The sequence below is a fragment of the Halovibrio salipaludis genome, from assembly GCF_002286965.1.
Taxonomy (GTDB): domain Bacteria; phylum Pseudomonadota; class Gammaproteobacteria; order Pseudomonadales; family Oleiphilaceae; genus Halospina; species Halospina salipaludis.
Genome location: NZ_NSKD01000005.1, coordinates 14,048 through 26,248, shown reverse-complemented (window position 1 = coordinate 26,248; position 12,201 = coordinate 14,048). Strand labels below are relative to the sequence as shown.

The 12,201-nt window shown below is 56.4% G+C and carries 14 protein-coding genes; 8 read left to right on the top strand and 6 right to left on the bottom strand.

The features are described 5' to 3' along the window. The gene (locus CK501_RS11435) at positions 1-948 is read right to left on the bottom strand and encodes a hypothetical protein (protein WP_095617876.1); all 948 of its coding nucleotides are present in this window, start codon (positions 946-948) and stop codon (positions 1-3) included. 187 nt (positions 949-1,135) lie between these two features. Here CK501_RS11435 and CK501_RS11430 point away from each other — a divergent pair, with 187 nt between their 5' ends. The 6 genes from CK501_RS11430 to CK501_RS11405 all read left to right on the top strand — a co-directional run bounded on the left by CK501_RS11430 (position 1,136) and on the right by CK501_RS11405 (position 7,170). Continuing rightward, complete coding sequence (locus CK501_RS11430; RefSeq protein ID WP_198949495.1) at positions 1,136-1,450, top strand: DUF3427 domain-containing protein; 315 nt, start codon at positions 1,136-1,138, stop codon at positions 1,448-1,450. A gap of 130 nt (positions 1,451-1,580) precedes the next feature. Further along, complete coding sequence (gene abiEi / locus CK501_RS11425) at positions 1,581-2,120, top strand: type IV toxin-antitoxin system AbiEi family antitoxin (protein WP_095617874.1); 540 nt, start codon at positions 1,581-1,583, stop codon at positions 2,118-2,120. Beyond that, positions 2,107-3,033, top strand: coding sequence for a nucleotidyl transferase AbiEii/AbiGii toxin family protein (locus CK501_RS11420; RefSeq protein WP_095617873.1), 927 nt, complete (start codon positions 2,107-2,109; stop codon positions 3,031-3,033). The genes abiEi and CK501_RS11420 overlap by 14 nt, the downstream gene beginning before the upstream one ends. Before the next feature lie 540 nt (positions 3,034-3,573). After that, on the top strand, positions 3,574-3,936 hold the full coding sequence (locus tag CK501_RS11415) for a MazG-like family protein (protein ID WP_095617872.1): 363 nt from the start codon (positions 3,574-3,576) through the stop codon (positions 3,934-3,936). Positions 3,937-3,945: 9 nt separating this feature from the next. After that, entirely contained in the window at positions 3,946-6,393 is a 2,448-nt protein-coding gene (locus tag CK501_RS11410; RefSeq protein ID WP_095617871.1) for a DNA/RNA helicase domain-containing protein, read from the top strand. A gap of 78 nt (positions 6,394-6,471) precedes the next feature. Then, on the top strand, positions 6,472-7,170 hold the full coding sequence (locus CK501_RS11405; RefSeq protein WP_095617870.1) for a hypothetical protein: 699 nt from the start codon (positions 6,472-6,474) through the stop codon (positions 7,168-7,170). A gap of 53 nt (positions 7,171-7,223) precedes the next feature. On the opposite strand, the gene CK501_RS11400 is transcribed toward CK501_RS11405, so the two are convergent. Further along, complete coding sequence (locus tag CK501_RS11400; protein WP_233128895.1) at positions 7,224-7,568, bottom strand: helix-turn-helix domain-containing protein; 345 nt, start codon at positions 7,566-7,568, stop codon at positions 7,224-7,226. Between CK501_RS11400 and CK501_RS11395 the strand changes: the two genes are divergently transcribed. Continuing rightward, a complete protein-coding gene (locus CK501_RS11395; RefSeq protein ID WP_095617868.1) occupies positions 7,567-7,845 on the top strand; it encodes a BrnA antitoxin family protein in 279 nt (92 codons plus the stop codon). The two genes, CK501_RS11400 and CK501_RS11395, sit on opposite strands and share 2 nt — an antisense overlap. A gap of 99 nt (positions 7,846-7,944) precedes the next feature. Here CK501_RS11395 and CK501_RS11385 read toward each other — a convergent pair whose 3' ends face one another. The 4 genes from CK501_RS11385 to CK501_RS11365 form a co-directional block, all read right to left on the bottom strand. Continuing rightward, positions 7,945-8,340, bottom strand: a complete 396-nt coding sequence (locus CK501_RS11385; RefSeq protein WP_095617867.1) for a putative signal transducing protein — start codon at positions 8,338-8,340, stop codon at positions 7,945-7,947. 667 nt (positions 8,341-9,007) lie between these two features. Next, on the bottom strand, positions 9,008-9,520 hold the full coding sequence (locus tag CK501_RS11375) for an ankyrin repeat domain-containing protein (protein ID WP_095617865.1): 513 nt from the start codon (positions 9,518-9,520) through the stop codon (positions 9,008-9,010). Positions 9,521-9,544: 24 nt separating this feature from the next. Then, positions 9,545-10,018: a hypothetical protein gene (locus tag CK501_RS11370; RefSeq protein WP_095617864.1), complete on the bottom strand. Its 474-nt coding sequence runs from the start codon at positions 10,016-10,018 to the stop codon at positions 9,545-9,547. Positions 10,019-10,020: 2 nt separating this feature from the next. Beyond that, positions 10,021-10,458 carry a hypothetical protein gene (locus tag CK501_RS11365; protein ID WP_095617863.1) on the bottom strand — a complete coding sequence of 146 codons (438 nt, stop codon included), beginning with the start codon at positions 10,456-10,458 and terminating at the stop codon, positions 10,021-10,023. A 263-nt stretch (positions 10,459-10,721) separates the two neighbouring features. Between CK501_RS11365 and CK501_RS11360 the strand changes: the two genes are divergently transcribed. Then, entirely contained in the window at positions 10,722-12,077 is a 1,356-nt protein-coding gene (locus CK501_RS11360; protein WP_095617862.1) for a hypothetical protein, read from the top strand. Positions 12,078-12,201: the final 124 nt, after the last annotated feature.

The window sequence follows — 12,201 nt, the reverse complement described above, 5'->3', positions numbered from 1 at the left end:
TCACCACCAGTCATATAGCCCTCCCACGACTTCCTTGACCCCATAATCAATTCCAACAGCCGCTGCCCCTCCGGCCACGATGCCAATAGCAAGCCCAACTGGAGTGATAGCGATCACGGTGGCGATCGCAGCTCCCGCATAGATCCCGGCTCCAAACGAAACCCCCTGAACAACCGCTTTTCGCTGCCAGTTGGGATCGTTGTTTTGCCAGCTCTGGTAAACGTCTTTGCCGCGCAGGTAGCCATCAAACACGATAAATCCGGGGCCGGCCACCCTGCCGGCCTTGGCGAACTTGGCGAGCTTTTCTACATCCATTGTATTGCGTACAGGGATGGACTCCTGAACGGTCCGGCCGGTTGCATTGGTGGTCTGGCGCATCCCGAAGGTATTGTTGTTCAGGTAGTTCAATGACTTTTCATTGAGAACTTGATTCATTTCCTTGAAGGCGGCCTGCGCCCGCGTTTTGGCGGCATTAAGCGTTCTGGGGGCAGCCCGGTGATTCTTCAGGTCCTCATAGTGCTTGTTCGCCAGATCGTATTTGTTGATGGCGCCCAATACCCGGTCGGATTGTGCCACGGCGGAGCCCATGCCGTTGCCGCCAAACGTGGTCAGGTCACCAACTGCCTCAGGAATTTTGGTGTCCGAAAGCAGATTCGCCAGCCCCATCACCGTGGCGCCACCGGCATAATGGCTCATGTGGGACAGCGTCTGTCGTTGTTCATCGGTGCATGCTTTCAGCGCAGCAATACTGACGGAGCGATCCTGAGCTGAGGGCGGGACCACTACTGGCTTACTGGGTGAGCAGACGCATTGCCTATCCGGGGATTTCCCGTTGGCAGCCAGGAACATTCTCTCGAACTCCTCGGACGTCATGTCCGCAGGGCAGGTTTTCTGGGCGATTTTCTTTGAGGAGGAGGGGGTTCTCGGGTAGTAGATTGATGTCGGCATACCAGCTTCCTTGTGGTGTGATGTCCATGTGCGATACCTCGCTGCCGCGAGAAATTAACAAACTTTTTCGGAGTGCGCTATCCTCGGCCTTGCGGCAGTGTGACGGGAGTCTGAAGCCAGGCTAAGGTGTTTCGAGAGATCCGCCCCGCAGATTCTGGGCACCGAGTTAAGCGACTACAATCCGCTTTTGAGTAGCCCCCGCGAAGGCGTGGCCTATGGCGACTACGCCATCAGCCCCGAACGGTTCCACTGGCAGAGCCAGAACTCAGCCGGCTCGAGCACACCCGTGGGGCGCCGCTACATCAACCAGGGCGACGGCCCGGACAGCCCATGGACCTTTCAGCTCTTTGTTCAGGAAACCAAGGACCACGCCTTCCGCGCCTGCGGCCCCGTCATCTTCCTGGACTATCGGGGCGAAAAGCCCATGAGCATCACATGGCGCCTGCAATACCCGTTGCCACCTCGGTTGTATGAAGCATTCAGTGTGCTCCGGGGGCAGTGATCCGGGAATTCCGAATCACTATTCGGTTCTATCTCCTTGAAGTGGACAACAATAACACACATTAGTGTTTTTAGTGTCCACCTATGTCATAGTGGGATTGTGGCGATAGATGTTTGGAGTGAGGAAACCCATGAAGCAGTCCGATGCGATTCGGCGCCTCAACGAATACGACCGCAAAGGGCGCTACGTGTTCACGGCCGGGGATATGGGCAGAGTTTTTCATGAGGATACCCCGCGTGGGCGTCAGGCGACGCTTGCTCGGCTGGTCGCCAGCGGCATTCTTGAGCGTCCGGCCAAAGGGGTTTACCTCTACGGTATGTCCAAGAACAAGGGTCCGGATACGGTCGAGCTTATCGCCAGAGCTCTGCGCCGTGGTGAGTACAGCTACATCAGCCTGGAGTCGGCATTATCGGAGTACGGTATCATTTCCCAGATCCCGATCAATCGCATCAGTCTGATGACCACCGGGCGCAAGGGCGAATACAGCACCCCTTATGGCGTGATTGAGTTCACTCACACCAAGCGTCGTCCGGCTCAAATCCTGTCAGGTGTACAGGACCGGAATCGGCCACTGAAAATCGCAACAGTGCAGACGGCCCTTCGTGATCTCAAACGAGTAGGGCGTAATACCCATCTAGTGGATGAGGATGCACTCAATGAGTACCGCTGATCAGCAGGATTTCAGGGAGCTTGTGAATCGCGCAATGGCGGATCCCGCGCTGGCCAGCATGAGGCCGGCCGTGGAGAAGGAATTGCTGCACTATGATGTGTTGTTTGCTCTGGATAAGGAACGGTTGTTGGATGAGCTGGTCTTTCAGGGGGGTACATCACTGCGCCTGTGCCATGGCGCGAACCGTTTCAGCGAAGACCTGGATTTCGTCGGCGGAGCAACGTTCACTTCGGCGAAGCTGGCCGAGATCAAAGACTGCATTGAGCACTACATTGGCGAGCGCTACCAGCTGGACGTTTCGGTGAAAGAACCCTCATCACTTCGCCAGGGGGAGGGCCGTGGCGATGTGACTGTGGACAAGTGGCAGATTTCAATAGCTACCACGCCTGAACGCAAAGACCTGCCCAATCAGAGAATCAAGCTCGAGGTCGCCAATATTGAAGCGCTGTCGGCCACCAGTTTACCGCTTCGCCGTAATTACGATTTCCTGCCAGATGGCTACGAAGACATTCTCATGTCCGTTGAGTCACTGGATGAAATCATGGCGGACAAACTGGTTTCTCTCCCGGCTACCGAAAAATACGTTCGCCACCGTGACGTATGGGATCTGGCCTGGTTGACCCAGCACAGCGCACAGCTTGATGTGGAAATGGTCGAATCGAAGGTCGCGGCTTACGGTGTTGATGACTACCAGGCGAAGGTAGAGGCTATGATCAAGCGCCTGCCCGAGATCGTCGTCAGTAAGGCATTTCACGATGAGATGACCCGTTTTCTGCCTTCAACGGTGATTGAGCGCACCCTGTCGCGCAACGGATTCACGGACTATCTGAGCAATACCGTCAGCGGCCTCCTGTCCAATGTGGGCGACCAATTGCGCGGTCAGCCGACCCCGGGTTCTTCATTCAGCATGTGACTCACGGAGCCGGGCGATCCAGTGATCGGCTCCGGGGTGACAGTGCACCGCCACCAGGACACCAAAGAGGGCGAAGGCAGGATCCTTCTGTCAGCAGGGTCCCGGAAGTGACAGGCGTGCGTTCAAAGATGCTCATCGCCGAGCGGTTGGCGTCCATTTCCGGGGTGGAGGTTGAGCACCTGTTGGTGGGTTAAGGTATGGTTGTCAGCCTCCAACCCTGACCTCGCGGCATTTTCGGAACATCTTCAAACCCGGAGAGATGGACTGCAATTCAGTTGTTGCAGAAAATGCAACGACTGCGTCTGAGGGCAAGACCTATTGGGGGGCAATGTGATCGCGGGGACTGGTCCCTTCAGCTAAAAGTGCGCCGTAGCTGCCGAGTAGGCTGGCAATTACTGAGGATTTCTTAGCAGTTCCCCGATAAGGCAGGAGAAGCCCCCCCGAAGTAGTTAGGATCTGCTCCATCGTCCGCGCTGTTCACTGCTCCTAGAGACGCCCATAATCTTTAAAGTCCCAGATTGACCCTAGCGGAGTTCAAGAATGTCTGTTGACGGAATGCGAACCTTTGGGGAGCTCCAGGAACGTCTCCAGCACTTTGTGGATGAGCGCGAGTGGTCGCGCTTCCACTCACCCAAGAACCTCACCATGGCGCTGACCGGCGAAGTCGGGGAGCTGGTTGAGCATTTCCAGTGGCTGGATGGCAAAGCATCCGAGGCCCTCGAACCGGAGACACGCGAAGCCGTCAGGCGGGAGCTGGCCGACGTGCAGATCTATCTGATGCTGCTGGCAGGCCGGTTGGATATGGACCTGCTGGAAGCGGTTGATGACAAGATCGACGAGAATGAAGGCAAGTACCCGGCCGACAAGGCGCGGGGCCGGTCCGATAAGTACACCAACCTATAGGCCTCGGCCATGCTGGTTTACAACAGCGACAAGACCACCTTCCTGGACGACGTGCGCCGCAACCGGATATCGGATCGCATCCTGGGCGCAATGCAACGCCGGGGCCAGGGTGGTGTGAGCGATAGCGAACGCCGTTCCTGGGAACAGTCGCTGCAATACATGAAGAACATTCTCGAGGGTGAAGGGATTCCCGGGGATGCCGGTATCGCCATTGAATACCGCATCCCCCAGACCTCCAAGCGAATCGACATGATCGTGGCTGGGCTGGATGAAGGGCAGCGCGAAGCCTGTGTGATCGTTGAGCTCAAGCAGTGGGAGAAAATTACGGCCACGGGCAAGGATGCCATCGTCGAGACTTTCCTGGGCGGAGCCCAGCGCGAGACCACGCATCCGTCCTACCAGGCCTGGAGCTATGCCGCGCTCCTGGAGGACTTCAACGAGACAGTCCAAAAAGAGGGCATTCGACTCCAGCCCTGCGCTTACCTGCATAATTGCCGTGATGGCTCCGGCGTTACCGACGCCCGCTACCGGGAACACCTTGATCGTGCGCCGCTGTATCTGCGCAACGACATGGAGCGGCTTCAGCAGTTTATCCAGAAACACGTGCGCCACGGCGACACCAGCCGGGTGCTCTATCGGATCGAACGCGGGCGCATCCGACCGTCGCGGGAACTGGCCGATGCCCTGGCATCGTTGATGAAGGGCAATCGCGAGTTCCTGATGATCGATGACCAAAAGCTGGTCTACGAGATGGCGCTGGATGTGACCGAGATGGCGCAGCAGGGCGGCAAGCAGGTCCTGATCGTGGAGGGAGGCCCTGGCACGGGAAAGTCCGTGGTTGCCATCAACCTGCTTGTTGAAATGACTAAGCGCTATTACACCGCCCATTACGTTACCCCCAACCGCGCTCCCCGGCAGGTGTATGAAGGGCGCCTGACCGGGACCATGACCAAAACCCGCTTCAGTAACCTGTTCAAGGGTTCGGCCAGTTACGACAACATGGAAACCAACGCCATGGATGCCCTGGTGGTGGACGAGGCTCACCGGCTGCTGGAACGCTCCCAGTACCAGAAAAAGGGCGCCAACCAGATCCGCGACATCATAGAGTCCGCCCGCGCCAGTATCTTCTTCGTGGATGAAGCCCAGCAGGTTACCTGGAACGACACGGGCACGCGTGGTGAGATCGAGACCTGGGCCCGCCAGCAGAACGCCACAGTCCATCGTGCCGTGCTGCAGTCGCAGTTCCGCTGCAATGGCTCGGATGGCTACCTTGCCTGGCTGGAGCGGGTGCTGGCTCTGCGTGACACCGCCCAGGACAACCTCGCCGGCATCCGCTATCAGCTGGAGGTTGTCGATTCACCCAGTGAACTTCGCGACCGTATCTATGAGCTCGACCGCTCGGGCCACAAGGCACGACTGGTGGCCGGCTACTGCTGGAACTGGGTCAGTAAGAAAAACGCCGGCGCATACGACATTACCTTTCCGGAACATGACTTCGCCATGCAGTGGAACCTCACCGAGGACGAGGGCCGCTACCTGGAAAAGGAACACTCCGTTGAACAGGTCGGCTGTATCCACACCGTCCAGGGCCTGGAGCTGGACTACGTGGGCGTCATCATCGGGCCGGACCTGATCGTGCGCAATGGCCGGGTCATCACTCAGCCCCAGGAACGCGCCAAAACCGACCGCTCCCTTCACGGCTACAAGAAAGCGCGTAAACAATACCCGGAAGAGGCTGACGCCCGTGCCGAGGCCATCATCAAGAACACCTACCGCACTCTCATGAGCCGGGGTTTGAAGGGCTGCCTCATCTACTGCACGGATGCGGAAACCCAGGAATACTTCCGGGAGCAGATCGCGCTCGCCGTCACCGAGGACGAGCCGCAACCCGCAACGGAATCGGCAGCTGCCAACCGGGCTGAAGCGGATGAAACCACAACAGAGCCGGAAGAGGGCGTGCGGTTTCTGTCGGCTGAAGAGGTTGGCGATGACGACAATGCCGTTCCATTCATCGATCTTCCAGTCGCCGCTGGCGATTTCGCGGAAGGCTTTGCTGAAATCCAGAATCCCCGGCAGGCCGAAATCTGGATCGCGCTACCGGACATGTACCGCGCCAAGCCTGGACTCTTCGCGGTGCGCGTGGAAGGCGAATCCATGAACCGGCGCATCCCCAACGGCTCGCTGTGCCTTTTCGAGGCCAACCCTGGCGGCAGCCGCAACGGCCGGGTGATGCTGGTCTACCATCGCGACATACAGGATCCGGATCATGGCGGTGAACTCACCGTTAAGGTGTACCACAGCGAGAAGGTGCCAAACCCTGACCATCAGTGGGAACACCGCCGTATCGTTCTCGCCTGCGATACGCTGGCGCCGGGCTATGAGGATATTGTCCTGGACGAAGCCCAGGCGGGAGAGCTGCAGGTGTTGGGGGAGTTTAAGGGGACGCTGGAGCAGTAGCGTTGCCTATGCCGAACGCTCCAGTGTGGTTAGCTTTAATTAGTTGAAACCAAGACTGCTGAGGAGCTTAAGGACATCGTGTCGTTTCACGGTAAGGTGGCCTATGTTGACCGTACAATCGGCCTCAACCCGGGGGCACTCGGTGTGGGCGGTAGCGCATGGCAGATCATCAAGCAGGGAGCAACAAAGGGAAATGTTGGAGGGCTCGTCCTTTCAATTGTCCTGTTTGGCGTACAGCAAGCCTCTTCTGAGACTCGCCAGCATGCACTGGAAGAGATCAGAAGAAGGCAGCGCACGGTCTCGATTAATCGCTGCTTCCCCAGCGAACTAAATAACACTCTGGATAGAGCCGAAGACCAGATGACACAACTGAGCGACAGAAGAATATTCAGGGTAGCAGGGCTAGGCCTAGCTTATTTCCTGCTCCTCAATCTATTCTCGACGGTTGCAATAGTTGTTGACATTTGGTTGGGCATAAAAGGGCAATTGGGGGGCAATGCAGCAGCAACAATCATTAGCAGCGTGATCGTGATTAAGATGTCACGCGGCTTATTGAGCCTCTCAAACAAGCACGTGGTGGCCCCATTCGCGGCCATCGCGGGCCTGTCCTCTCTGGCGTTTCTAGCCTTTCTGCACGCTGCATCGGGAGCGATGGAGAATTATGATTTTCCCCCGATTACGGCGGTTCAGGCAGTCACCGTAATTGTCTTCAATGCGATCATTTTCATTGCGACGGTGTTTTTCATGGATCGCGGGTCACAGCAAGACACGGCCTGAGGGCAGATTGCCTCACATGTATCGCGCCGAACCATGGTGGTGGAGTGGTGGACTTATGCGGAACGCTCCAGCGTGCTCAGCTTTAATTCATAACCACAGGCATGCGCATAGCGGGTGAGCATTTTCCAGCTTGGGTTGCTCCGTCCGTGCTCCAGCCTGCTGACGTTGGATTTCTGCGTACCCATACGCTCAGCAAGTTCCTGCTGGGTCAGCCCCGCGCTGTTACGCATAGAAAGGAGCTGGTCAATCAGCTCAAATTCCGGAGTCAGTTTGTCGTATTCGGCCTTCACCCTGGCGTCTTGAAGGCCCTTTATTTCAGAACCTTGTACCGTATGCATATTTAATGCATACTTATTAAATGGAGATCGAGTTTGACCTACGGAAGGCTGCTTTACCATGCGTGAAAACTACGATTTCAGTAATGCAAAGCGGGGCCCGGTTTCTTCCCCCGGTGGGAAAACACGCATCACCATCATGCTGGACGAGGATGTGATCCATGCTTTCCGGGACCAGGCCGAAGCAAAAGGGATTGGGTACCAGACCCTGATTAATCAGACCCTGCGCGAGGCGATCTTCCAGTCAAAACCAGAACTCTCAGAGGACCGGTTGCGAACGGTAATTCGGGAGGAGTTGGCTGAGTATAACCCGACGGACCCTGATAGCACTGACTATTGAAGCTGCGCGGTGCGAAGCTCATACTCCATCTGCAGGTTCAGCCAGAAGCGCTCCGTTGTATCGAAATAGCGAGCAATCCGCTGGAGGGCATACGAGATACTAGATCTCGGAGACTTTCCCACAGTGATTGCAGCGAATGCCATTCCTCACAGGAAATAACGGAAAATCCAACCCCAGGAAAACCAGAAAGGCCCAGCGTCGGCCGATCTGATGGAACTCCGTATCCGTGCTTCCGCAATGTGGGCAGGATTTGGGGTCAACTCCGACTTCCTCAACCAGATCCTGCTCCCGGTCCTCGCTCAGGATCTCAAGCGCGATCTCGACAAATTCCTGGGGAACCTGAAGCCTGACGCCACCAAGCGCGTTCGAATACAGCCACTGCATGTTGATGGTGTGCTCATCAGCGACAAAGGCAGGAATTTCCTCCGACTCCAGGCGTGATCGGGCGATGTGGGCTTCGAATGGAAAACTGTAACTCGCAATCGTTATAAGCATGTAAATTCACCGTATAACCCGCCTACTGCTCGACCTTGAGCATGCGGCGCCAGAGTTGATTGATTCCACGATTCAAAGCTCACCGCACAGCCGGGGCTGAGATACGAAAACCCAAGTAGTGATGAACCGGTTGCTTTGCCAATGGTCCAGGCACTCATGGTATCCCGTGTTCTCCAGATAGATGCTGATTCCCCATGCCACGGGGTTTGCGAGCAGACCGGATATAGCACCTATGAATGCTAGCCAAAGGAAAGGTTGGAACAGCTTGGAGGTTTGCCTTTGCGTCAGTCCTAGAGGCAGGGCAACGAGCACCAGGACCGAGAGGGCAAGCAGAAAGAGTAGGGCGCTGATCAAAAGCGGAAGAGCGAGATCAAACGACCGAACTGTAATGACGCGTCCTGAACTGGTGATTGGGCGTAAGAGGTCATTTACAAGCCCGTCGTATGCGGGTGGTATGAGATACAGCGCACTGAGTCCTGCCAGGGCAAGTAGGCCAAGGCTTATGAGTACCAGCTGCCAAGTGATCTCTGGCTCTGATTCTTGGAGTTGGGCCATTCCCGCTCTTTCCTCGAAGTCAGTTGCAAGGGGCAAGCAACAGCCAGCACCTACTGTTTCCAACCAGAACGCCGAAGATCGCTCAGGTTCCTAATGGATCAGGGGGTGGCACTCAGTCTTGTGACTGCAGTTGATCCTCTACTCCAGACCAATCTCTTTGCGGATTTTTATGCTTCAGTAATTCCAGATATTCCGACGCTGTCAGTTCGTGTCTTTCATCTTTTTGGGTAGGGTCTGCTCCGTTCGACAATAAGAACTCAACCAATTGCGCATCGTTCATAAGGATGGCGCCATGGAGTGGTGGATAACCACTGATGGCGGAATGCTGGTTGATGGAGAGACCATTTTTCAGGAAGAACGAAATCAGGCGTTGGCGCATCTCGTGGTTCTCAACCCCAAAGAAGAAGGCGATGCCGGCGCGATTCTCCAGGTACTCGATATCACTCGGCGTTCCCCGAAACTGGAACAAGTACCATTCACACACTGAGTTCGGAATGCGATGGGTATTTTCCTCGGTCACGCAAAGCGCTACATCTTCGATATCGGCCGTGTGCAGGCTCCACAATCCCAGCCCAGCATAGGCCACCAAAAGCAGAGCAATGACCGAAGCGAGAATTCGTTTCATGTCTGTACTCGTGGTGATCAGGGGTCAGGTGTCGTCGGAGCCTGGAAATGAAAGCGTGATCTCATCCGGGCATATAGCCTTGGAAGGAAAATCGTCTGCTGTCTCGGGATAGTTGTAGTGGATGTCGTCAGCTCTCAGTGCTCCGTCCTCCGTGATGAAGCGAACAGCCATGTATCCCGGCTCACCATCGAAGGTTGTCCCGGAGACGGTCAGGCAGCGTCCATTATCCGTACGGCGCTCATGGAACGTTGTTTCTTCCTTCAGCCACAGAGGAAATGCCCCTTGGTTCCGGAGAGAAGCCAACTCCTCGTCGGTCTCAGCTTTTTCGTGGATGGCCATGATTCGATTCGACAAGTATCTCCCGAAGGGACTGGCATCCTCAGAACCCGTCAGGGCTTTCTCGAAAGCCACATAGCGAGCCTTTGCCGGTAAAGGTTCCGCCGTTGCGCACGCAGAGCAGATAAAGGCAAGAAGAAGCGGGGCTGCATATCCCTTCATGATCAATTCCCCAACGCTTTCTGGAGCTGCCTATCCCGTTCGCGCTTCTGGCCCTCTAAGAGTCGAACCGCGTAGCAGAGCAGGCCTGAGCAGGAGCGCAAAAACTCATCAATATCGATGGTTCCCGTGATACTGACTGAGGCATACCCCAGGTTGAAGCTTCCGTTGTACCTGATATCGCCGCTGTCTGTGACCGACATCAGGACCTTGACCCGTCGGATGGACACGCCGAGCTCTGAAGCTAACTTGCTGGCCGAAAATTCCACCGAACCAGCCTTCCCGGAAAGCTGTGCTTTACCGTTCTCATCAACAGCCAGGCGAACATTACCCACCTCTTGAACGAGCCGAGTGGTGATTCCTTCATCTTTTCTGTAGGAGAGTTCGAGAAGGCGAGCGACGGTAAGTCGCAATTCTGCTTTCGGGAGGGTCTGAGATTCCATTCTGATCATCCTTTCCATGGAAGAGGAGGAAGCCTACAAAATTGGATTCTCGCATTCAACCGCCCGGAGCGTACCTGGTTCTCAACTCAGTAATGAAGCTCATTCAAAGACGGCGAGCCAGCAAGAGCAGGGCTCATTGTCCTCATTCCACGGAAATCTCTGCTACGCTCAAACAAAGGTCAATCTGCAAGGCAGAGGCTAAGCTTGGAGCGGCCCGCTGCGTTGCACAGTGACGTGTGAACCACCAACAGGGACCACCAGTGATGATCGACCTGCCAGACAACGTCACCCGGGGCGAACTCGCCCGCCTGATTCCCGTCACCGCCGACTCCAACAAGGAACAGCGCGCCGCGTCCATCTTCCTGGCGGCACTGCGGGGTGTGCACGGTTTCCGGAAAGCCATGCTGAACTCGCTGGGTGTGCGGGTAGGGAAGCGGGCAAGGATTGAGGCCTGGACGGAAGTGGTCTTCCAGTCCGACCCGAAGGTCCCGAAACAGGAGCGGCCGGACGGGCTGCTGGTGCTCGACACCGGCAAGCAGCAGTGGCGGGCGCTGATCGAGGCGAAGATCGGCAACGCGGAGGTCGGGGAAGAGCAGCTTAAGCAGTACCTGCAGATTGCCAAGGAGAACAAGCTGGACGCGGTCATCACCATTTCCAACCAGTTCGTGGCCATGCCCACGCACCATCCCATCAAGCTGGCGAAGAAATACCTGAAGAACGTCGAGCTCTACCACTGGTCCTGGATGTACATCGTCACCCAGGCCACGCTCCTGCTGGAGCAGGAAGAGATTGAGTCCGAGGACCAGCACTTTGTACTGGAGGAAGTGAACCGTTACCTGAGCCATGACTCCAGCGGCATCTCCAGCTTCGACCGCATGAATTCCGAATGGAAGGACGTGGTCGGCCACGTGAAGAGTGGGGCGACGCTCAGCAAGAACTCCGAGGAAGTGATCAACACTGTCACTTGCTGGCACCAGGAACAGCGCGACCTCTGCCTCATCATGAGCCGCAAGCTTGGCCGGAACGTGGGCCTGAAACTCTCCAAAAACCACCGCACCGATCCCCAGGCCCGGTTGAAGGATGACTGCGAAACCCTGGTCAACGAAAACGTACTGCGCTGCGTGCTGGACGTACCCCACGCCGCCACGGACCTGGAAGTTGTCGCCAACCTCACCAAGCGCACCATCTCCTGTTCCATGAAACTGGCCGCGCCCAAGGACAAGAAACGCACCTCAGCACGGGTGAACTGGCTCGCCCGCCAGCTCACCAAGGCCGAAACCGGGGACATGTACGTGAAGGCCTTCCGGACCGGCAACGCCGAGGAAACCCAGGCGCCGCTGGAAACGGTTTTGAAAGACGGAAGTGCGCTGGATTCCGATACGACTTCAGTGGTGCCCTCCCGATTCGAGGTGTTCTACATGGTGGATCTTGCCGGGCGGTTCTCCGGGAACAAGGTGTTCATCGACGAGCTGGAAGCGGCTGTGCCGCATTTCTATGAGCAGGTTGGGCAGAGGTTAAGGGCTTGGGTGGCGCCACCGCCTAAGATTAATCGGAAGGATCCGGTTGAGAAAGGTGACGATGAGGCATTTAGTGACACTCAGCGTGTGGCTGTTGAGTAAGCGGAGTGGCCTTGGTGATTTTTTAAAGATACGCGGTTGTGCCATGCCTGTGCTTCTTGGGAAAACGCCGTTCTATGCTGAACGTCACTGATTCAACGATATAAGGAAGCCACATGCTTACAGT

Bases quoted from the DNA above. Each gene is read 5' to 3' on its own strand.
- CK501_RS11435 (WP_095617876.1), bottom strand. From the start codon at position 948: ATGCCGACATCAATCTACTACCCGAGAACCCCCTCCTCCTCAAAGAAA.
- abiEi (WP_095617874.1), top strand. From the start codon at position 1,581: ATGAAGCAGTCCGATGCGATTCGGCGCCTCAACGAATACGACCGCAAA.
- CK501_RS11420 (WP_095617873.1), top strand. From the start codon at position 2,107: ATGAGTACCGCTGATCAGCAGGATTTCAGGGAGCTTGTGAATCGCGCA.
- CK501_RS11415 (WP_095617872.1), top strand. From the start codon at position 3,574: ATGTCTGTTGACGGAATGCGAACCTTTGGGGAGCTCCAGGAACGTCTC.
- CK501_RS11410 (WP_095617871.1), top strand. From the start codon at position 3,946: ATGCTGGTTTACAACAGCGACAAGACCACCTTCCTGGACGACGTGCGC.
- CK501_RS11395 (WP_095617868.1), top strand. From the start codon at position 7,567: ATGCGTGAAAACTACGATTTCAGTAATGCAAAGCGGGGCCCGGTTTCT.
- CK501_RS11400 (WP_233128895.1), bottom strand. From the start codon at position 7,568: ATGGTAAAGCAGCCTTCCGTAGGTCAAACTCGATCTCCATTTAATAAG.
- CK501_RS11385 (WP_095617867.1), bottom strand. From the start codon at position 8,340: ATGCTTATAACGATTGCGAGTTACAGTTTTCCATTCGAAGCCCACATC.
- CK501_RS11375 (WP_095617865.1), bottom strand. From the start codon at position 9,520: ATGAAACGAATTCTCGCTTCGGTCATTGCTCTGCTTTTGGTGGCCTAT.
- CK501_RS11370 (WP_095617864.1), bottom strand. From the start codon at position 10,018: ATGAAGGGATATGCAGCCCCGCTTCTTCTTGCCTTTATCTGCTCTGCG.
- CK501_RS11365 (WP_095617863.1), bottom strand. From the start codon at position 10,458: ATGGAATCTCAGACCCTCCCGAAAGCAGAATTGCGACTTACCGTCGCT.
- CK501_RS11360 (WP_095617862.1), top strand. From the start codon at position 10,722: ATGATCGACCTGCCAGACAACGTCACCCGGGGCGAACTCGCCCGCCTG.